The sequence below is a fragment of the Shewanella sp. HL-SH5 genome (genome assembly GCF_051163755.1).
Classification (GTDB): domain Bacteria; phylum Pseudomonadota; class Gammaproteobacteria; order Enterobacterales; family Shewanellaceae; genus Shewanella; species Shewanella glacialimarina.
The window spans coordinates 400,421-420,827 of the sequence record NZ_CP195038.1 but is presented as its reverse complement, the minus strand read 5'-3'; the positions used below and the strand labels follow the sequence as shown (position 1 = coordinate 420,827).

Annotated in this window: 17 protein-coding genes; 7 read left to right on the top strand and 10 right to left on the bottom strand. The window is 41.7% G+C overall.

What is annotated here, in order from left to right:
- Nucleotides 1–65 precede the first annotated feature (65 nt).
- Nucleotides 66–314 carry a ubiquinone biosynthesis accessory factor UbiK gene (gene ubiK / locus ACRWQM_RS01795; protein WP_226412923.1) on the top strand — a complete coding sequence of 83 codons (249 nt, stop codon included), beginning with the start codon at nt 66–68 and terminating at the stop codon, nt 312–314.
- Between the two features lie 90 nt (nt 315–404).
- On the opposite strand, the gene ACRWQM_RS01790 is transcribed toward ubiK, so the two are convergent.
- The 8 genes from ACRWQM_RS01790 to ACRWQM_RS01755 all read right to left on the bottom strand — a co-directional run bounded on the left by ACRWQM_RS01790 (nt 405) and on the right by ACRWQM_RS01755 (nt 12,448).
- Nucleotides 405–2,063: an amidohydrolase gene (locus ACRWQM_RS01790; RefSeq protein WP_434931062.1), complete on the bottom strand. Its 1,659-nt coding sequence runs from the start codon at nt 2,061–2,063 to the stop codon at nt 405–407.
- Nucleotides 2,064–2,247: 184 nt separating this feature from the next.
- Nucleotides 2,248–3,867, bottom strand: a complete 1,620-nt coding sequence (locus tag ACRWQM_RS01785; protein WP_434931061.1) for a methyl-accepting chemotaxis protein — start codon at nt 3,865–3,867, stop codon at nt 2,248–2,250.
- Nucleotides 3,868–4,197: 330 nt separating this feature from the next.
- Complete coding sequence (locus ACRWQM_RS01780; protein ID WP_434931060.1) at nt 4,198–5,976, bottom strand: hypothetical protein; 1,779 nt, start codon at nt 5,974–5,976, stop codon at nt 4,198–4,200.
- 173 nt (nt 5,977–6,149) lie between these two features.
- On the bottom strand, nt 6,150–7,727 hold the full coding sequence (locus ACRWQM_RS01775; RefSeq protein WP_434931059.1) for an FG-GAP repeat domain-containing protein: 1,578 nt from the start codon (nt 7,725–7,727) through the stop codon (nt 6,150–6,152).
- A 113-nt stretch (nt 7,728–7,840) separates the two neighbouring features.
- Nucleotides 7,841–8,632 (bottom strand): EcsC family protein, encoded by a 792-nt coding sequence (locus ACRWQM_RS01770; RefSeq protein ID WP_434931058.1) that lies wholly within the window; start codon nt 8,630–8,632, stop codon nt 7,841–7,843.
- Between the two features lie 296 nt (nt 8,633–8,928).
- Nucleotides 8,929–9,426 carry a peptidylprolyl isomerase gene (locus tag ACRWQM_RS01765; RefSeq protein WP_434931057.1) on the bottom strand — a complete coding sequence of 166 codons (498 nt, stop codon included), beginning with the start codon at nt 9,424–9,426 and terminating at the stop codon, nt 8,929–8,931.
- A gap of 99 nt (nt 9,427–9,525) precedes the next feature.
- On the bottom strand, nt 9,526–10,881 hold the full coding sequence (locus ACRWQM_RS01760; RefSeq protein WP_434931056.1) for a M20 metallopeptidase family protein: 1,356 nt from the start codon (nt 10,879–10,881) through the stop codon (nt 9,526–9,528).
- Between the two features lie 124 nt (nt 10,882–11,005).
- On the bottom strand, nt 11,006–12,448 hold the full coding sequence (locus tag ACRWQM_RS01755) for an MBL fold metallo-hydrolase RNA specificity domain-containing protein (protein WP_434931055.1): 1,443 nt from the start codon (nt 12,446–12,448) through the stop codon (nt 11,006–11,008).
- A gap of 128 nt (nt 12,449–12,576) precedes the next feature.
- Here ACRWQM_RS01755 and ACRWQM_RS01750 point away from each other — a divergent pair, with 128 nt between their 5' ends.
- From ACRWQM_RS01750 to ACRWQM_RS01740, 3 genes are all read left to right on the top strand, one after another.
- Nucleotides 12,577–13,212, top strand: a complete 636-nt coding sequence (locus tag ACRWQM_RS01750; protein ID WP_434931054.1) for a flavin reductase family protein — start codon at nt 12,577–12,579, stop codon at nt 13,210–13,212.
- A 1-nt stretch (nt 13,213) separates the two neighbouring features.
- Nucleotides 13,214–14,203, top strand: a complete 990-nt coding sequence (locus ACRWQM_RS01745; RefSeq protein ID WP_434931053.1) for a phosphotransferase — start codon at nt 13,214–13,216, stop codon at nt 14,201–14,203.
- 231 nt (nt 14,204–14,434) lie between these two features.
- The gene (locus tag ACRWQM_RS01740; protein WP_434931052.1) at nt 14,435–15,610 is read left to right on the top strand and encodes a GGDEF domain-containing protein; all 1,176 of its coding nucleotides are present in this window, start codon (nt 14,435–14,437) and stop codon (nt 15,608–15,610) included.
- A gap of 19 nt (nt 15,611–15,629) precedes the next feature.
- Here the strand turns inward: ACRWQM_RS01740 and ACRWQM_RS01735 are convergent, their stop codons facing one another.
- Complete coding sequence (locus ACRWQM_RS01735) at nt 15,630–16,538, bottom strand: AraC family transcriptional regulator (protein WP_434931051.1); 909 nt, start codon at nt 16,536–16,538, stop codon at nt 15,630–15,632.
- 228 nt (nt 16,539–16,766) lie between these two features.
- Here ACRWQM_RS01735 and exaC point away from each other — a divergent pair, with 228 nt between their 5' ends.
- The 3 genes from exaC (at nt 16,767) to ACRWQM_RS01720 (ending at nt 19,509) form a co-directional block, all read left to right on the top strand.
- Nucleotides 16,767–18,287: an acetaldehyde dehydrogenase ExaC gene (exaC, locus tag ACRWQM_RS01730; RefSeq protein WP_434931050.1), complete on the top strand. Its 1,521-nt coding sequence runs from the start codon at nt 16,767–16,769 to the stop codon at nt 18,285–18,287.
- A gap of 249 nt (nt 18,288–18,536) precedes the next feature.
- Nucleotides 18,537–19,100 (top strand): DJ-1/PfpI family protein, encoded by a 564-nt coding sequence (locus ACRWQM_RS01725; protein ID WP_434931048.1) that lies wholly within the window; start codon nt 18,537–18,539, stop codon nt 19,098–19,100.
- Nucleotides 19,101–19,191: 91 nt separating this feature from the next.
- Nucleotides 19,192–19,509, top strand: a complete 318-nt coding sequence (locus ACRWQM_RS01720) for a ribbon-helix-helix domain-containing protein (protein WP_434931047.1) — start codon at nt 19,192–19,194, stop codon at nt 19,507–19,509.
- A 30-nt stretch (nt 19,510–19,539) separates the two neighbouring features.
- Here ACRWQM_RS01720 and ACRWQM_RS01715 read toward each other — a convergent pair whose 3' ends face one another.
- Entirely contained in the window at nt 19,540–20,217 is a 678-nt protein-coding gene (locus ACRWQM_RS01715; protein ID WP_434931046.1) for an SDR family NAD(P)-dependent oxidoreductase, read from the bottom strand.
- Nucleotides 20,218–20,407 lie beyond the last annotated feature (190 nt).

Sequence of the window (20,407 nt, the reverse complement as noted above, 5' to 3'; positions counted from 1 at the left end):
CATATTTTGCTGCCAGCACCTGCCTAAGCTACAATGGCTGCAATATTGGCGTAGGAAGGCAAATCATGATTAATCCAAAGAAAATAGAAGAAGTGGCCAAACAGCTCAGCGAAAACTTACCCAGCGGTGTTAAGCAATTTGCAGCAGAGTTTGAAGAGCGCAGTAAACAGGTGTTACAGAACCAACTGATGAAATTAGATGTGGTGTCGCGCGAAGAATTTGAAGTACAACAACATGTGCTATTAAAAACCCGTGAAAAGTTAGAAGCTTTGCAAGCCCAAGTCACTGAGCTAGAAAAACGCTTAGCTGAGTGATATCTCAACTCAATGCATTATAAACACCAATAAAAGCCTCTTTTTGAGGCTTTTTTATTGGTAATTATTATGGCTATTTGAACTTGTGCATCACATATCAAATTGACTATTTTGATACACTAAACGACCATTAACCCAGGTACTTATCACTTTACTGCGCCAAATATCTTCAGGCTCAACCTCAAAGTAGTCATCACTGACTAAAATGAAATCAGCTTTTTTACCCACTTCAATTGAGCCTATTATAGTTTCTTGATGACCAGCGTAAGCAGCAGATAATGTGAAACTATCAAGCGCTTCTATACGGGTAAGCTTTTCTGCCGAGAGCCAACCGTCTAAAGGTTGATTATCTCGGTCTTGACGGGTTACCGAGGCATGCAAACCAAAGTAAGGGTTAGGTGATTCCACCGGAAAATCAGAGCCGTTAGCAATACGGGCATTGGCATTCAATAACTTGCGCCATGCATAAGCTCCGGCTAAGCGTGCTTTGCCTAAACGATTTTCAGCCATATTCTTATCACTAGTGGCATGGGTTGCTTGAATAGACGCTATTACTCCTAATTCGGCAAAACGATTAATATCACTCACCTCTAGTATTTGTGCGTGCTCGACTCTGTGCCTTAAGGTGGGCGATTTAGTTTTTGCTATCGCGGTTTGATAGTTATCTAGCACTACCTTATTGGCGTTATCGCCAATGGCATGGGTGTTAACCTGAAACCCTGCTGTCATCGACTCCAGAATTAACTCAGCTAACTTGTCATTGGAATACAGCATTAAGCCTTTATGGCCATGTTGATCACTATAATCTGCCAATAAAGAGGCACCGCGACTGCCCAAAGCTCCGTCTGCCGATATTTTAACGCTATCCATTTTGAACATATCGTCAGCGGTTTTGAACGGCCCTTTGGCAAGATAAGTAGCATACTGAGGATCTTCAACCGACAACATGGCGTTAATACGAATAGGCATAGCATTAGCTTTGGCCAATGCTTGATAGGCATTAATATTATCAATACTCACACCGGCATCGTGCACACTGGTTAAGCCGTAAGAGGCTAGCGACTCCATTGCCGTGACTAAAGTCGACTCAAGCTGCGCCGCTGTCATGCCAGGAATAACCTCATATACCAAGTTCATCGCGTTATCGATTAACACGCCCGTAGGTTGGCCTTGGCTATCTAGAATAATTTCACCACCTTCTGGTGCTTTAGTGGCTGCGGTAATACCGGCGAGCTGGAGAGTTTTACTATTAACCCACAATGCATGACCGTCTACTCGACCAAATGCGACTGGAGTATCGGCAAAGACTTTATCTAAGCTAGTTTTTGTGGGAAATGTTTTACTGTCCCATAGCTCTTGGTTCCAGCCTCTGCCGAGTAACCAACCCTGTGAAGGTGTCTGTTTTACAAAAGATTGTGCACGGCTAATGGCATCAAGTTCACTTTGGGTGGCCACTAAGTCAACCCGCTGAAGACTTTGACCATAACCCAGCACATGACCATGGGCATCAATTAAACCCGGTAATAATGTTTTACCTTTGCCATCAATCATGGTCACGCCTTTTTCAAGCGCTAAATCAGGTTTATCTATATAAACTTGCTCGATTTTATCGTCAGTAAACTTAACTGCTGAAAATGTTTGTAATTGGCCATTATTAACGCTGTAGCCTTGTATATTGTGAATTAGTGCGGTTTCCGCCCAACTTGGCGTACAACATAATGCAATCAAACCTATTGCCAGTCTTTTCATGTTTCGTCCCTATCAGAATATTAAAATCAGCTCCCTATTAAATGTTAATAATTCGTTATAAGCAAGTCGATTAACTCAACTAAAGAGTCACCATAAATTGAGTACTTTACTGCGAGTCACTTTTACAATAGACACAAATAAAAAGGCCGCTAATCAGCGGCCTTTTTCTCACATAGATAATTGTTTATATTTCGAATTTCTCAATCTCAGCCTCTAAACTGTAGGTGAGCTGTTTGACATCTTCACTGACACTGTGAGCCTGTTCAGAAACCGTATTAGTTTTAGAAGCCATGTCTGCAATAACTACAATGCGCTGGGCAGAGTCTTCGCCGGCAGCTAACTGCTCGGTAGCAGCTTGTGATATTTGCTGGCTCATATGGGCAATATCAGATAATGACTGGGCAATATTTTTAAGCTCGTCGGTTACCCGTGCTGACTTGGTGACAGTTTCTTCACTGGTCGCAATACTTTCTACCACAGAAGCCTTGGCGTCTTGGGTCGCCTTTTGCAGCTTATCAATCATTTGCTTAATCTGTTCAGTACTGGTTTGGGTGCGCTGCGCTAACTGCCTAACCTCATCGGCTACAACAGCGAACCCACGCCCTTGCTCACCAGCTCTTGCCGCTTCAATCGCGGCATTCAATGCTAATAAATTGGTTTGCTCAGCAATGCCTTGAATCACTAATAATACGCTGGCGATGTTATTCACTTCATCGTCTAACACTTGAATGTTTTTACCCGCGCTTTCAATCTGGTTTTCTAATAGCGAAATCGTTTTAGCTGATTCTTGGGTAAGTCTATGGGCATTAATACCTTGCTGCTCTGCGGCATTAACCGACTGTGCGGCCTGTTTAGCATGTTCAACAACATTGGCAGACGATGCGGTTAATTCAGTAATCGCTGAAGCCACCATTTGCGTTTCATCATGCATTGCCCGCGTCAGTTGATCTAGCTCATTAGAGCGTTTAGCTGAGCCATCTGCCTGCTGATGAAGCGTGTCAGTAACGCTTTTAATTCCTTTCACTACGCCCTGCAAGCCAACTTGCATATAATTCATTGCGCCCACCACACTATCACGTTGTGCGGCAGAGAAGGCTTGATGCTGGCGTAAATTACCCCGTGACACGCTTAACACAAATTGATGTACTTGCTCAATTTCTGCCCCTAGCGAGTGACGTAATTTAAAACCAAATCGAGCCAAGCTAAGCGATAAAATAATTGCCACAACAATCGCAAAACTTAATAAGCCACTGGCGACAGACCAATATCTTGCGTCCGCTTCAGCATAGCTGATGCCAGTCCCCACATACCAATGCCATAACTCTGATTGTTGCACAACAGAGGTTAATGCAACGACTTCACCTTCTCTCTCTGATGTCCATTCATAGGTCAAAATCTTGCTAGTTTGGTTACCTACGAGTTGTTGTACCATTTGACCAATGCTTTTGCCATCTGCATCAACAAAGTCATTAAAGCTAGTTCCATGCAATTGCGGATCATGCGGTGTGGCAACAAAGTCCATATTATTATCAACCACATAAACATATTCAGAGTCGTGATATTTGTTCTCACGCAGCACTTGGATGGCTAATGCCTTAGCTTGCGTTTCGCTGAGTTCACCCGATAGTTGAAATTGCTCAAATTGAGCCACAATATTTGCAGTACTTTTCATTAATTGATTAATACGGGCAATATTATCACTGTGACTAGAGTCTGATAATGCACGTAAACCGCCCAGAGCAATCCCTAGATTAGACACAAATAGCAAGGTAGCAAACAAGATTATTTTTGTTTTCAATGTCATAGGGAAACCTCATGTTTATCGTAATACTGGAGTAGTATTTTGTAAATTTATTGCACTACTACACCATAAAAATGACAGCGGTGTCATTATTTATTTAACTAAAGTGCAACATATTAAAATGACAGCGAAATAGTTAACAAACCAGTAAAACTGCTTAATATTGTGAACCTGTGAACAGACTCAGTTTTGATTTGGTGAGACGGGAAACAAGATCAATAAATTTCAGATTTTGGACTGTAGATCAAAAATAGGCTGACGTATCATCAACCTATTAGGACCTAATAATCTTTCGAGATGAATATAGTTATGTGAAAATATACAAACTTAGCACTAATTCAAACTAGTACGACTCGACTTTGCAACTTTACTGTTTTTAACTTTTATGGCCTCAATTAATTGATTGTACTTAAGTTGCATGTCAGCAATTTCAATATCAATCACATATTGCCATGTCATGCCTAAGTCTTTGGTAAACACAATGTCGCCTTTATCACAAAGGAAATATAATTCTTCCTTTGATGAGATTTGCGCTAACAAGGTTTCACAATCAGATTTAGCGAAGCCATGGTATTGCCACGCTTTTTTATTATTCGCTGTTGAAATATGCGTTGATATTATTTTCAACTCACTCGACACACGCTTGCCGTTTGCAGGCTTTAATCCTTCTCGTCCTAAAGTTAACACTGTGCCATCGGCTAACATTAACGGGACACTTTTCTCGGCATCACCATCGGCAAAAGATTTTATATAGCGATTAATCGATATCCAAGACTCACCAGAATTTTGACTAATAACTTGATCGCCAATACCATCCCACTGACTGATTTCTACACCAACTAGATCACCCTTTGGTAAGGAGGCAACGGCTAGCATGCTGTCGGTTTTAATATCTGTCCAAGTATCCGTTTGTAAGTCATGTTGGAATAGTTTTTTATCATTTAAAACAGATAGCTGGCCAGACTTAGTGATAATAGGAAATACATCACCAATGACGGTTAAAAAATTATTAGTGTTGCGTTGAAAGCTTTTTAATTTCTGCCAGTCGCTGTCCAATGAAGAGAATTTATACGCACTATATTCGTTGACTGATTGCGTCATCGCATAATAGCTATTTTTACCCGCCCCAAACCAAATTATGGCTTCCGTTGTAGGCACTCTTGATACTGGTGTCCATGCGTGTTGCCAGTCTTTGGTAGTAAAAATTTCGCCTCGCTCGCCAGCAACCATGATTTGTTGTTCTGTTTCCAATATCGCAGCAAGTTGGCTATTGGTCGCTAAATTAATTTGATGCCATTTGTCTTGCTTGTCTTGCCATTTTAATTGGCCAAATTTAGACGCGATAACACTTTTACCATGAATCGACAGTGGTATAGCTGTTTTACCATATGCATTTTGACGAGATAAGGTACTCAATTCGCTCCTGAAACCGTCTAACGCATCTTTTTCCCACGTCAATATATTATCTAAATTTAGGCTGTTAGCTAAATTCGGGTAGTGAGTGAATAAAAAACTGTCAATTGAACGCAAGGTATTTAAACGAGTAACGTAGGCTTTTTGACTAGATTGTTGACTCCAAAATGACCTTTCCTGCACATTTAATAACGGCTGAAAAACAATGCTACCTAGATTGGTCAACTGGCCTTTTTTAACGGTAAAAATGCCAGCCATAGCATCTACAGGCATAGTTAACCAAGAGGTATAATCGCCGCCATTATAGAAACTATATAAACTGGAGATCATATAGCGACCATCAGGCATTGAGCCGATAAATATTTGACTATCGATTAGCCCTTCTTGAGTCGGAGTTAACGAGTAGAAGTCTGGCTTCCAATCAACTCTAGGCTGATCAATTGAGTAGTTCTTTTTTTCTTTTGCTTTATCGATAGCTTGCTGCTTTCTAACCTCCATGTTATCTAATCTGACCACAATAACTTCGGTCCAACCTTTATGATTAACCGCTAAGGCATCGCTATTGTTAATCACTTGAACGCCTACCACCCCGTGATTAACATCAAGAGTTTGATTTTTGTCTATATGCGTGTTTTGTATAGTGCTGTTACAAGCAGAGAGGAGAAGTAACGAGATAACTAAAATTGAACGAACTAACATTTTCATTCCTTTGAAAGTTGAATTAATACTATTGTCTTATGCTCAGAGAGGATAAACAAGTAAGTAGCATTCAAAAAATGTTAATAACTTGTATCAACAAAACCAGGCTGATTTAATCTATTACAGATAAATTAATCAGCCTAAGCTAACATTTAATAAACTCATGCTAAGTATTACTCGGCAATAAAGACTAATATTTTGCGCTGTAAGGCCTTATCATCCTGGCGGCCATAATGAACCAATAGATCATCTTTACCATCGTGATTAATGTCGGTCACAGACACGAGCGAGCCTTTTTGAGGTAAGGTAAATTCCAACTCATCACTGCGGCTAGAAAATGGTGACTCACCACTTTGGCCTTGAAATATTTTTAATCGTTTTTCGGTATCCGATAATAGTAACTCTTGAAAACCATCACCATTTAAGTCGCCTAGAGTAATAACAGGCTCACCGGTTTGGCCTGAGGTTAAACTAAAACTTAATTCAACTTCTTTAGCCACATTAGCCTGTTTGGGAAATTGAAACTCACTGTTCATTTTGAACACATAGACATCTTGGTCAATGCTACCAGATAACAATGCGCCAACAATTTGTGACACGCCAATATCAAAACCCGACACCAATACTTCATCTATGTTGTCTTTGTCTAAATCCACAAAACTGAGTCCAGATAATGTGCCTTCAGCCCGAATAACACTGGTAGGTTTACGGCCAAAACTGAGGGTATTGTCCTTGTTACGGCCAAGATACACCTCGTAATCGTTACTTTTATCAAATACACCGCTGCTTTTGGTATAGCGCACGACTAAATCTGTTATTCCGTCACCGTTAATATCGTCGAGTTTTTCAACTTTACGGTGCATCAAATTACTTTGATCTAATTGTCCGCCATAAATGTCACGCTTATTCCACCAGTTCACTCCGCTGATAGGCTGACTCACAGGAATAAATGTCGCCGATAACAAAAACTGACCGTTATCTTGCTGAAAATAGACTTCTAATAATCCCTCGCCCACTTTAATAATATCGTCTCGGTTATCAAAATTAGCGTCGGAAAAATACAAGGTTGGTTGACTATATTGTGCGCCATTATCGGTTAATTCAATATTGGGTAATAAAGGTAAAGATTGTGTGATAAAGGTCTGTATTTCAGTGGCGGGATCATTATTAGCTAGCAGTATATGCATGGCTTTAAAGTCACTTAAAACAATATCGGCAATGCCATCATTATTGATGTCTTTAACAAATTCTCCACGGGAGATGAAATCAGCTTGGGGAGTTAAGGTTATTGAACTAATACTGGCAGCTTTACTGATTTGGCTTTGCGTAGCCTGCTCAGATATTGACGCTAACGCAGGATGGCCAACTTGGTATTGCCACAAAGTGTCGGCACTTAAAAAGTACAGTTTTTGTAATTGTAATTGCTGACTGTCATCTTCAGGCTGATAAACATCGTAGCGAAACAGTGCTTGGCTTAATGGTTGTTTGTCTAATAAGCTTAATTTTTCTTGCTTAAAACCATAAATATATAGCCAACGTTGGGCATTATCATCGACACCAATGACAATAAGTTCATTACCTTCATTGTCCATAATATTGGCTGATATAGCGGGCTGGACCAGTTCTATGTCGGCTTCAATGGTGTATTCTAAAAAGCTTAATTTATCTTTCGCGACGGTTACATTAGCATGTAAACCGACTAAAGCTAACGCACTGTACACTATCCCTTTTATGGCTGAGTTCAATCTCATTATTATGGCTATCCTTGGTTGAAACAAAGCGTACCGCTTTGATCTTGATTATTAGGTTATTGACTAAAGTAATACTGCTTACTGCTACTTGTATTGTTATAGCACCTGCCTGGCTAGAGCTTTAGTTCAATGTCGTCATACCATTTACGCACAAGTGCTACGCCATATTTGCGCTCTAAACGCCTAACAACAAAGTGTCCTCGAGCCATGTCTTGAAAATGACTAATAAACAGAGTGTTAATGACCACCCCACCGGCAGCGCCAATAGCAGGCACAGCCTGAGCAGCCATCTTTTGAGTCACTTGTATGCCAAAACGTTCCGCAATCATGGCAACTAATTTAACTAACATAGGAGCCGCTTCCTTTGAAATCCCTTTACTGGCAACATACTCGGCGGCTTCCGCAATAGAGTTCGCTAATACGGTGCGCACAGCAAAGTAGCCTTGCTCAGATTGATCATCGTCAACTGTGTTTCCACCTAAAGCAAATACAGACAAGCAGGCAAGTTGTGTTTCAGGTTCAGTGATGATTTCACCTTCACTTCTAGCAATATCGGCAATTGAACGTAACATAATGGTGGTTGAAATGGGCAGTTCAATAGCTATCGCGCTCAAGCCAAAAAAACCACCTGCGCCACCACTTATTACTACGCCCAGTTTATGTAACTTATTAGATGAGTGCGCCCCTGGCTGATTTTTTAAGGTATACAAGGCAGCTTGACTTGCCTTCATCAAGGCAGCTTGAGTGACTTTAGTCACTGTAGAACTAATACTTTTTGGCAGCAAGGCAAAGCCTTTTTCAATAGGCGCGCCGATGTAATCGGTTAACTTAGCCGCCAGCCCAGGGTTTTCAAGCAACTGTTTAGCTTGCTGTAAAGATTTAAATTCTGTATCTGTAAGCGGCATAGTATTCTCGATAAACCTTCTTTCTCGATAAACCGGCTATTAGCACATACTTATCTACACCTAAATTAGTATGATGTATTAGTTTTATCATCAATAAATAACGGAATGAAGCTGTGAGTAAAAGTTAGTGGTAATAGTGACAAGGTTTTTGGTAACAGCCTGTAACAATCTGTCGTAACATTCTGCCTATATTAGGTAATTATGGTCTATCTCAATAACGCCAACCCACTACCGAATCGAGTCCCCTCAATCGGTAATGAATTTTATTTAGCCGCTGTGATGCTCACTCGTTATGCTTAGTTGGTTATCGTCACCGACTCAATAATAATTGGCTCTTTTGGTACATCTTCATGGCCAGAAATCGTTGCCGTTTTAACCTTTTCAATCTGTTTCACCACCTCAATACCTGCACTGACCTTGCCAAACACAGCATAACCCCAACCATTGTTAGTGGTGGCGGTATGATCGAGAAAGCTGTTGTTAGCAGTGTTGATAAAAAACTGCCCTGTAGCTGAATGCGGCGCATCTGTGCGTGCCATAGCAATAGTGCCCAATACATTGCTTAAACCGCGATTAGCTTCATTGGCTATCGGCGCATGGGTCGGTTTTTCAGCCATGTCGGCGGTAAATCCACCCCCTTGGATCATAAATCCTTTAATCACACGGTGAAAAATAGTCTGCTCATAAAATCCTTCCTGGCAGTATCTGATGAAGTTTTTTGCGCTAACAGGGGCTTTTTCCATATCGAGTTCGATGTGAATATCGCCGACATTGGTGGTCAAAATAATGGTCATGGGAGCTCGATAATGAATGAGTGATTTCGTGGCATTATAACCACTTATTATAAAAAATAGCTGAAATAAAAATGCCTGCATATGCAGACATTGTTAGATTTACTGATTAAACAAATCTATCGCAGCTCGGGTCATTGATCTCACCCCTGTGCTGATAGTTAACCGATAATCTGGGGCAAATTGGCTTGAATGCAGTGACGGTAAAGTGTCTCCTTTAGCCACGCTATCGGCATATATTTGAGGCTCAACTGCGCCTAACCAGAATAAAGTGATAGGTACTTTTTCGGCAGTCCTGCCGTATAAACCAAAATCTTCACCTGCCATAACTTGTGGCGCAACGAGCACGTTATCGGTACCAATTTCAGCTTCAATACTGGCTTTCACTTTTGCCGCTAACATTGGGTCGTTATAGGTAGAGGGGATGGTTTCATCATCATGCACATTCACTTCAGGCATCAGTTCTTCTGGTAAACCCGCGCTAATGGCTATGCCTTTAGTTATCCTTTTTATCGCCGCGATTTGTTGCTCACGGACATCAGGATTATATGAGCGTAACGTTAGCTGCAACATCACTTCATTAGAAATAATATTATGCTTTGATCCGCCGTGAATAGACCCCACTGTAACCACATTGGGCTCAAGTGGAGATATCTCACGGCTCGGAATGGTTTGCAGTGCCATCACAGTGCGCGCGGCTAAGACAATAGGGTCTATTGTGGTGTGTGGGTATGCGCCATGGCCACCTTTACCTTTGATTTTGATATCGACAGAATCGACATTTGCCAGGGCATAACCACTAATGGCACCGACTTTACCTGCGGGAATTGTCGCACTAACATGCAGACCTAATACGGCATCTGGGGTTGAAAACTGGCTAAACAAGCCTTGCTTTAACATGGCTTTAGCACCACCGCCCACTTCCTCAGCAGGTTGGGCGACCATCATAAGCGTGCCTTTCCAATCGGCTTTATGTTGCATTAACTGCTGCGCTGTACCAATTAAGCTAGTCATGTGAATATCATGGCCACAGCCATGCATTACACCCACTTTATTATTGCTGGCATCAAGTGTGGTTACCTTAGAGGCGTAAGATTTTCCCGTTTGTTCAATAATGGGTAAACCATCGGTATCAGCGCGGATCATCACTGTCGGTCCTTTACCATTTTTGAATATACCTACCACGCCGTAACCGCCAAAATTTTCGGTCACGGTAAATCCAAGACTGGTTAATTCCTGCGCCATTCGAGCGCTGGAATTTTTTTCATGGTACGACAACTCAGGGTTCTGGTGTAAGTGAATATAAAGCGATTCTAATTGTGGTAAGGCTTTGTTAACGCTGCTAGATAATGGCACATTTGCGTTAGCAAACGCAGGATTCAGAATAATAGGTAACGCAAGCAATGACCCCTGCAAACAAGCCATTGCAGAGGACGGTAATAATTTATATATCAGCATTTGATTTCAACATGTCAGTAAAGGTTATTTAACAAGCTAACACATTAAAATCCATTTACAGAGTCATAAAATCTCCGCTTTTTAAGTTTAAAGGCCTAAGACTATCTGGACATAACTGACCTCATTAACTAGGTACCCACACTAATTCAGGTAAGGCATTCAAGTCTAAACAGTTGCCCTTTTCAACAATTACCCCTTTTTGGGGAGCTAATTGCGGGTCCTGACTTAACATCTCGAGCAATGTTTTTTGTGAATCAGGCTCTCCGTGAACTAAGACCACGGGAGGATTGCCAACAAAATGACGATACCAACTTAAGAGTTCGGCCTGATCAGCATGGGCAGAAAGCCCACCAATAGTATGAATTTTGGCATCCACTTTTATACTTTGACCGTGAATGGTTAGCTCTTTAGCCCCATCGACGAGCAGACGCCCTGGAGTACCTAAAGCTTGATAGCCACAGATAATAATATCGGTACCCTTGCGCGCAAGGTTATGGGCTAGATGGTTACGAATGCGACCGCCATTACACATGCCACTACCGGCAATAATAATTAGCCCTTCATGTATATCATTAAGCTCGATTGACTCTTCTGTGCTGCTAGTAAATTCGGCGGTAGATAATAAGGGATGTTGCCCAGGCGATAAACGAGTAAAACGCTTAAAGTCTTCATCCATCAATGGATAGTTATTCACATAAACCTGGGTTGCTTTAATTGCCATCGGACTATCAAGACAAATTCGCCAGCGCGATAAATCCCATTCTTTGGCATAAATATGGAATAAGTACAGTAATTCTTGCGCCCGTCCCACCGAAAAAGCTGGCAGTAAAATATTGCCACGGCTTTTATGAATGGTAGTGGCAAAGATGCCTTTAAGCTCAGTCAGGGTATCTTGCCAGCTTCGATGCTGACGGTTGCCGTAGGTGCTTTCCATCATCACTAAGTCTGCATGTTCTATTATGGTGGGGTCTGACAGAATTGGCATGCCTTCACGGCCAAGATCCCCGCTGAACACCAGCTTTTTTTGCTCAGGTTGCTGCCCCAGCCAAAGCTCGACTACCGCAGAACCTAAAATATGACCCGCATCGGATAGCGTCGCTTCGATATCGTCTGTTACCGCAAAACGTTGGCCGTATTCTAGGGCAACAAACTGGGTTAAGACCTGATCAACATCATCCTGGGTGAACAAAGGCTCAAGCGGTGTTAAGTCATTTTTGGCACGTTTTTTATTTTGCCGCTCGGTGTCTCGCTCTTGCAGCATAGCGGCATCTTTTAACATAATAGCGCACAGCTCTGCCGAGGCTTTATGGGTATAAATTGGGCCAGTAAATCCTTGCTTTGCTAATAGCGGTAAGCGACCTGAATGATCAATATGGGCATGACTTAATACCACGGCACTAATAAGTTCAGGCCGAAAATCAAACGGGTCACGGTTACGCAGCTCATCCGCCTTGCCACCTTGAATTAATCCACAATCAAGTAATATAGATTGCTGGTTAACTGTGATTAGATGACAAGATCCAGTAACCTCTTGTGTCGCGCCTAAAAATCGCAATGTCATTTGCATGCTAATCTCCAATTTGTATGCTAGATATCACTCTGATGATTTAATATTAGGCTGTTCGGAACAAAAAGGCGGGAGCTGGATCATAAATGTTCAAAAAACAAACATTCATCACAATAAGGAACTGACTAATGGCTCAAGACGACCGCTATTTTTATCAACCGAGTGAAGGCCATGGGTTAGCCCACGATCCGCTTAATGCCATTATCAGTCCACGCCCAATAGGCTGGATTTCATCACGCAATGGCAAAGGCCAACGCAATCTTGCGCCCTATAGCTTTTTTAACTGTTTCAATTACACCCCGCCCATTATCGGTTTTGCCAGCACAGCTTGGAAAGACAGCGTGGCCAATATTGTAGAAACCGGCGAATTTGTGTGGAACTTAACCACCCGTGAATTAGCTGAAAAAATGAATCAAACATCTGCGGCTTTACCCCACGGTGAAGATGAGTTTGCCTTTGCGGGCTTAACCCCTGCACCGAGTAAGTTGATTGGGGTAGACAGAGTGGCGGAAAGTCCGGTGAACTTTGAATGCAAGTTAACCCAATGCATTCAATTAAAAGATGCCAATGGCCAAGATATTGATACCTGGCTAGTGCTTGGTGAAGTCATTGCGGTGCATATCGCCAATCACCTGATTGATGACAATGGTATCTATCAAACAACACTCGCTGAACCCATTATGAGAGCAGGCGGCCCAACCGCTTATTACACAGTTACCGAAGATAATCGGTTTGATTTATCTCGCCCGGTTATGCCAAAGTAATATGCAATCACAACAGTTAGCAAAAATCGTTAAAACCCTTGGCGCGCAAAGCGTCTCCCATGTTGACCCTATACAATCACTTTGGGGCGGTTATGGTGAGCTTGTTAGAGTCTATTTGACGGGTTATCACTGTGCATCGGTCATTGTTAAACATATTCAATTCCCACAGCCCAAAACTCATCCCAGAGGCTGGGCGACTGATTTATCACACCAGCGGAAACTCCAATCGTATCAAGTAGAAAGTTATTGGTATCAGCATTACGCCAATCTCTGTACGGCTGATTCTTGTGTGCCAAAATGTCTATGGATTGAAACAACTGACCACGAGACACTGCTCATTTTAGAAGATTTAGCCGTACTCGGTTTCAATCGTGTTAACCCCCAACCAACACAAGCGGTTATTCAGGCCTGTTTAACCTGGCTGGCTCATTTTCATGGCAGATTTATGCAGCATACTGACGAGGGATTATGGCCGATTGGCACATACTGGCACTTAGCGACAAGGCCTGATGAACTAGAAGTATTACAAGATGATAAACTCAAAAATGCGGCTGCTTCGTTAGATAGCATCCTTAATAATTGCCCGTTTAAAACCTTAGTACACGGTGATGCAAAGCTGGCTAACTTTTGTTTTACCCCTGATTCAGCTAAAGCCGCTGCGGTCGATTTTCAATACATTGGCAAAGGCTGCGGCATGAAAGATGTGGCCTATTTTCTCAGTAGTGTGATGGCATTTAATCAGCCCACAGCGAGCATAGAACAAGCCGTACAGCAGTATATAGATTTTTATTTCAAGCAATTAGCCATCAGCGCTGCGCACTACCACCCCGCTATCAATTCAGCACAACTCGAAAGTACATGGCGTCCGCTATACGCCATTGCCTGGGCTGATTTTCATCGTTTTATCAAAGGCTGGAGCCCAGAGCATCCTAAAATAAATGCCTACTCTGAAACCTTAACCCAGCGAGCGCTATCACAACTGCAGTGTTAAAAAGTATTGACGCATAACCTACACTATCTTAATAAAACTTAGTGCTTTTTATCCCGCTATTGACGATTACGATTGTCCTATCAATAGTTTAATCAATGAGAGATTGACTTCGCAAAAAGGGACAATTTAATGGCGTAATTTAGTCTGAGAACTCTATTTAATTACCACTAAAGTTAGACAAAACCTCATTTTGGTATAGATTTAAAGAACAGCAGAGGTTGGAATTTCTTTATGGACAGTCCTTTTAGTTACACCCTTATTACGTTATTTTTTGCCAGTGTCATGCTCTCAATTATCTTTCTAATGTCCTGGTATTCGATGGGAAGACGGACATACACACTGTTTTTCTCAGTTTCTTTTATGGTTTCTGCGGCTTTATGGGCAGTAAATTTAGGGAAAACCTTATTCTCTTCCAATGAACTTTATTGGATTATAGTTTCTTCTTTATCACTTATTGCTGTCATTATGGGGACATGGGGGCACTGCTTAAGAGCTGGAGTTAAAATATCTCGCCTCCTCTTTTTCAGCCTTGCTATCTTAGGTGTATCACTAACTACTTATTTCACCATTTTTAATCCTCATATTGGTTTACGTATGTCTTTATACCTATATATTGATGTGTTTTTTTTACTGACCACAGCATTTGTTATTCTTAAGCATCGTCAACATTCGCGCCCCGCGGAAATAGGGGCTTCAATAGTGCACGCCCTTTTCGCATTAACATTATTTATTGCTGCCAGTATCGCCTTATCACAAGGTGCTGTAATAAATATGGATTTAGTGCACTTATACGCTATGGTGAATTTCACTTCTTTGCCAGCGGCTTATGTTGGTATGTCCGTTTTCGTTCTGTACATGTTAGCTTCTGACTTAGCTGAAGAAATGAAAACATTGGCAATAACAGATCAATTAACAGGTTGCTTTAATCGACGTGGCTTTTATGATAAAGCTAACCATCTACTAACCTCCTTTAAACAGTCTAATCAACATGTTTGCTTGATCTATTCTGATATCGACAACTTTAAAATGATTAATGATCAATATGGCCATACTGCTGGTGATCAAGTATTAAGCCAGGTTGCTAGACGATTAAAACAACACGTTAAATCTGACGATTTAATCGGCAGAATTGGTGGAGAAGAGTTTGTTATTTTAATTGGCAGAGCCAATTATAAAGAAGCGTTTGATGTTGCTGAAAGGCTAAGAAAAATATTAGCATCAACGCCAATCTACTATAGCAATATTGCAATATCTGTCACCGCCAGTTTTGGGGTTGTTGATGTCAAAACCGCTGATTCCAAAATTGAAAATGCTATCAATTTAGCAGATGAAGCACTTTATCACGCAAAAAAAACAGGTCGAAACAAAGTTATTCACAGCCAAGAACTAACTACCGTAATATCTTAAACAGCCTTTTATCACAAGCCTAACTACTTAAATGCCGCAGTTTATAATCCGTCGGGCTCATCCCGTAAACCTGCTTAAACAAGCGGCTGAAATGACTTGCACTGTGATACCCCAGCGAAAAACACACCTGAGTAATTTGCTGGCCCTGGGCAATTAATTTTGCCGCCTGCTTGATGCGTATCTGTTGCTGAAACGCCATTGGCGTGCAGCCAAAATGGATTTTAAATTGATAAAAAAATTTGCTCCGGCTCATACAAGCCTGGCGACATAAAGCATCGATATTAAGTGCTTCATTTAAGTGACTTTTAATATACTGTAACGCCGAGTTAAGCCCATTAAATTCAGGATCTTTTTCACTGTGGCACAACAAAAAATCCCGAGTTTGAAAACGTAACAAACGGATCACCAATTCTGAAATGGCTAAATCAATTAAACAATTTCTGTCGACTTCATTTTCAGTAAAAATATGCACCATGCGCTCAAGCAAAGCTTGGGTTTGCTCGTTATGATGGGTGTGTACTAAGGATTGCTGATATTGCCAATCACCATAACTTTTACTAATAGGTGCACGCATTTGCAGTTGATTGGCAATTGTTTGCACACGGTCAGTCGAAATTTCTATTGCTAAACAGGTTGTCGGTTGATGAATTTTAGCCTCAGGAAAGTCTATTTCTACCGCCTGATTTGGCGCCATAATAAAAGACTCATGGGGATAAAAAGCCGCCTCATAATCATCAACCGAATGCATCACTTTTTTGCCAGTTACCATGCCGCAAAACAATAATTGATCTGACTTCAACGCTACGCGGGACGCTTGCTCAAACGTATCATAAATACTGAGCTCTACCTCGGGCCCAGCAAAGCTAATTTTATTCTCAACCAGCACTTGAGGCGCTGCGCGCTTTTGCTGTAAAAATCCATTTATCATGTCTGCCACCTATTGCAGGGTTACATCTATTCGATATAACAATCCCGCTTATCAACCCCATACATAATTCCGTACAACAATCCTTACTATTGGCGCAACGCATAAAACACAGGTCAGATAATTATTTGTACTGTGAGTCAACAGCTATGGATTTTCAGAATAGTAAACTTTCCTATAACTGTTCTAGGTTAATTAGTAATCCAACAAATACAATTAGAGGAAAGTATTATGATCTACGCAGCACCCGGTGAAACAGGCTCAGTGATGACCTTCAAATCGATTTATCAAAACTATATTGGTGGCCAATGGGTCGAACCGGTCAATGGCAAATACTTTGATAACATCAGCCCAGTTAATGGCCAAGTTTTCTGCCAAATTCCGCGCTCTGATCAACACGATATCGATTTGGCTTTAGATGCTGCTCACAGAGCAAAAGCGTCGTGGGGAGCGACTTCAGCCGCTGAGCGTTCGAATATATTACTCAAAATAGCTGACCGCATGGAAGCTAACTTAACCTTATTATCTGTTGCTGAAACCTGGGACAACGGCAAAGCTGTGCGTGAAACATTAAATGCAGATATTCCCCTCGCGGTTGACCATTTTCGCTACTTTGCAGGTTGTTTAAGAGCACAAGAAGGCAGTGCGGCTGAAATTGACGCCAATACTGTGTCTTATCATATTCATGAACCTTTAGGGGTTGTGGGCCAAATTATTCCGTGGAATTTCCCGATATTAATGGCCGCCTGGAAATTAGCTCCAGCATTAGCAGCAGGAAATTGCGTGGTGTTAAAACCCGCAGAGCAAACCCCAGCCTCTATTTTAGTGTTAATGGAACTGGTGGGTGACTTATTACCTGCCGGTGTACTGAATATTGTCAATGGTTATGGCGCTGAGGCAGGCCAAGCGCTGGCCACCAGCAAACGTATTGCTAAGATAGCCTTTACCGGCTCAACGCCTATTGGCTCACATATTATGAAGTGCGCCGCAGAAAATATTATCCCCTCAACCGTTGAGCTAGGCGGTAAATCCCCCAATGTCTTCTTTAAAGATGTATTTGATTTTGAAGATGCGTACCTAAGCAAATGCATTGAAGGCGCGGTACTGGCATTTTTCAATCAAGGTGAAGTGTGTACTTGCCCGTCAAGATTGTTGATCCAAGAAGATATTTACCCGCAATTTATTGCCAAAATCATTGAACGTTCCAAAGCGATTAAACGCGGTAATCCACTCGATACTGAAACCATGGTTGGTGCTCAGGCCTCCCAAGAGCAGTTCGATAAGATCATGAGCTACATTGCCATTGGCAAAGATGAGGGTGCAGAAGTCTTGCTGGGCGGTGACATAGAAGCGATTGATGGCGATTATCAAAAAGGATTTTATATTCAGCCAACTTTGCTAAAAGGCACTAATAACATGCGAGTGTTCCAAGAAGAAATTTTTGGCCCTGTGATTTCGGTAACCACGTTTAAAGATGAAGCTGAAGCATTGGCACTGGCGAATAACTCTGAATACGGTTTAGGCGCAGGCGTGTGGACCCGTGATATGAATTTAGCTTATCGCATGGGACGTAAGATTGAAGCAGGCCGAGTATGGACCAATTGTTATCACATGTACCCTGCCCACGCGGCATTTGGGGGTTATAAAAAATCGGGTGTCGGTCGAGAAACCCATAAAGTGGCGTTAAATCACTATCAACAAACTAAGAATTTATTGGTCAGTTACGATATTAATCCGTTAGGGTTTTTCTAACGCGTGTCGATGTCACTGTAACTAATATTGATTAAATATGCTGCTGGTTAAAAATAATGTTGAGAGAAAAGTAGTACTGACATAGCTCAGTGCTACTTTTCTTTTATTCTTTTCGGCAAACAGACTGCTGAATTAAACAATACCCACTCTGCAAACCTTCTCTCTCACCTTGTAGTATTGGGTTACTACCACCCTGATTTTTAACCGAGTAAAGTTGCAAAGGAATATCAATTTAACAGGAGGTTTATTATGGCTAAAGTACTTATTATTGCAGGCGATTTTGTTGAAGATTACGAGCTAATGGTGCCGTTTCAAGCATTACAAATGGTGGGGCATCAAGTCACTGTTGTGTGCCCAAATAAATCTGCAGGTGACACCATTAAAACCGCTATCCATGATTTTGAAGGCGATCAAACCTACACCGAAAAACCTGGGCATTTATTCGCATTAAATGGCGATTTCAATGACATTTTCGAACCTCAATTCGATGCCTTGCTTATCCCAGGTGGCCGCGCGCCGGAATACCTTCGTCTTGATAAAAAAGTCATTGCGTTAGTACAAGCTTTTGCAGCAAGTCATAAACCGATTGCGGCTGTGTGTCATGGTGTCCAGCTATTAACGGCCGCCAATGTAGTTCAAGGTAAAAAGATATCAGCTTACCCAGCTTGCGCCCCTGAAGTGACACAGGCCGGTGGTGAATACTGTGAGATAGCCGTTACCGAAGCCATTACTGATGGTAACTTTGTCACCGCGCCAGCTTGGCCGGCACATCCAGATTGGTTAGCACAATTTAATCTATTGTTAACTCGCTAATAATCAGCGCTTAAAGTGTAAAGTTTGGATTGCATCAGCAAATATAATCCGTCACGATGGGCACTAATAAGCCAACGTGACGGATCATCATATGTGTGAAATATACTCTGGAGCAGACCCTGAACTCTTTGAATCACAAACCCGCTCTATTCGCATTGACGGTGTGGTGACCAGTATTCGACTTGAAGCGGTATTTTGGCAGATTGTGCAGCAAATCGCTGAAGAAGCCAAATTGTCTATCGCTGAATTTCTCACCCGCATTTATCGTGAAGTCATTATTAAACGCGGCGAAATCAATAATTTTAGCTCTCTTTTACGCGTTGCCTGTACCACTTATTTGAATAAAGGCACTAGAATCACGTTAACGCCTTCGCGTACTGAAAACGATTTTTGGTCGCCGAAAAACTAACGATTACTCTAAACAAATTATTATCTCCGGCTAACCTCGGTTAATGGTAATATCGGCAACATAACCATGCTGAGTACTCACTAACGCGTGCTTTAGCATACTGGCGGCTTCATCCGCACTCATAAAGCTAGAGGTATCTAGGGTTTTACCACTTGTCGGCCAAAAGCCGGTATCCATTCCCCCAGGATATACCGCAATAATTTTCATTGGGTAACCCTTTAGCTCTAATCTAACTGACTCAATAAAACCGCGTACGGCCCATTTAGCTGCACAATAAGTCGATTCGCCAGCCTTAGCAGCTAATGCTGCTGTAGACATCACTATCACCACATTGACGGCTTGATGACGGTAGCGTTTAACTAATTCACGCACCAGTAAAATGGCCGATGTAACATTGTTTTGAATAAGGCTAAATATCGAATCCGCATCTTGGGTATCAATGTTGCCAAAGTAGCCGCTGCCAGCACAATGAATAACCGTGTTTAATCTAAATTGAGTTTGTTGAGCCTGATCAAGCTGATCAAAAAGGGCTGAAACACTGGTATCAGAGGTTAAATCGGCACTGATAACGGAGATGTTTGTCCCTTGTGCTAAGGCATTCAAGCGCGTTTTATTACGCCCAGAAATAATCACCTGTTCGTTATCATCAAGGTAACATTTAGCTAATGCCGCCCCTAACCCACTGCTTGCACCGGTAATCAAAATCATAATTGCCTCTTAAATCACACTAAAATAAGCTTAATTCATTCTATGGTAAGTCCCAAAAAACAAGCCTAACAGACTCTGACTAAACCGAAAACTCAGAGAATAAATAGAGTGCCACTATGCCTTATAAAAAGCATCACTATCGTGATGCTAATTCACAAATGCGATTGTTAGCTCGTCGATTTTGCAACTT

Excerpts from the sequence above, each read along its gene's own strand:
- ubiK (WP_226412923.1), top strand. The coding sequence starts at position 66 with ATGATTAATCCAAAGAAAATAGAAGAAGTGGCCAAACAGCTCAGCGAA.
- ACRWQM_RS01790 (WP_434931062.1), bottom strand. The coding sequence starts at position 2,063 with ATGAAAAGACTGGCAATAGGTTTGATTGCATTATGTTGTACGCCAAGT.
- ACRWQM_RS01785 (WP_434931061.1), bottom strand. The coding sequence starts at position 3,867 with ATGACATTGAAAACAAAAATAATCTTGTTTGCTACCTTGCTATTTGTG.
- ACRWQM_RS01780 (WP_434931060.1), bottom strand. The coding sequence starts at position 5,976 with ATGTTAGTTCGTTCAATTTTAGTTATCTCGTTACTTCTCCTCTCTGCT.
- ACRWQM_RS01775 (WP_434931059.1), bottom strand. The coding sequence starts at position 7,727 with ATGAGATTGAACTCAGCCATAAAAGGGATAGTGTACAGTGCGTTAGCT.
- ACRWQM_RS01770 (WP_434931058.1), bottom strand. The coding sequence starts at position 8,632 with ATGCCGCTTACAGATACAGAATTTAAATCTTTACAGCAAGCTAAACAG.
- ACRWQM_RS01765 (WP_434931057.1), bottom strand. The coding sequence starts at position 9,426 with ATGACCATTATTTTGACCACCAATGTCGGCGATATTCACATCGAACTC.
- ACRWQM_RS01760 (WP_434931056.1), bottom strand. The coding sequence starts at position 10,881 with ATGCTGATATATAAATTATTACCGTCCTCTGCAATGGCTTGTTTGCAG.
- ACRWQM_RS01755 (WP_434931055.1), bottom strand. The coding sequence starts at position 12,448 with ATGCAAATGACATTGCGATTTTTAGGCGCGACACAAGAGGTTACTGGA.
- ACRWQM_RS01750 (WP_434931054.1), top strand. The coding sequence starts at position 12,577 with ATGGCTCAAGACGACCGCTATTTTTATCAACCGAGTGAAGGCCATGGG.
- ACRWQM_RS01745 (WP_434931053.1), top strand. The coding sequence starts at position 13,214 with ATGCAATCACAACAGTTAGCAAAAATCGTTAAAACCCTTGGCGCGCAA.
- ACRWQM_RS01740 (WP_434931052.1), top strand. The coding sequence starts at position 14,435 with ATGGACAGTCCTTTTAGTTACACCCTTATTACGTTATTTTTTGCCAGT.
- ACRWQM_RS01735 (WP_434931051.1), bottom strand. The coding sequence starts at position 16,538 with ATGATAAATGGATTTTTACAGCAAAAGCGCGCAGCGCCTCAAGTGCTG.
- exaC (WP_434931050.1), top strand. The coding sequence starts at position 16,767 with ATGATCTACGCAGCACCCGGTGAAACAGGCTCAGTGATGACCTTCAAA.
- ACRWQM_RS01725 (WP_434931048.1), top strand. The coding sequence starts at position 18,537 with ATGGCTAAAGTACTTATTATTGCAGGCGATTTTGTTGAAGATTACGAG.
- ACRWQM_RS01720 (WP_434931047.1), top strand. The coding sequence starts at position 19,192 with ATGTGTGAAATATACTCTGGAGCAGACCCTGAACTCTTTGAATCACAA.
- ACRWQM_RS01715 (WP_434931046.1), bottom strand. The coding sequence starts at position 20,217 with ATGATTTTGATTACCGGTGCAAGCAGTGGGTTAGGGGCGGCATTAGCT.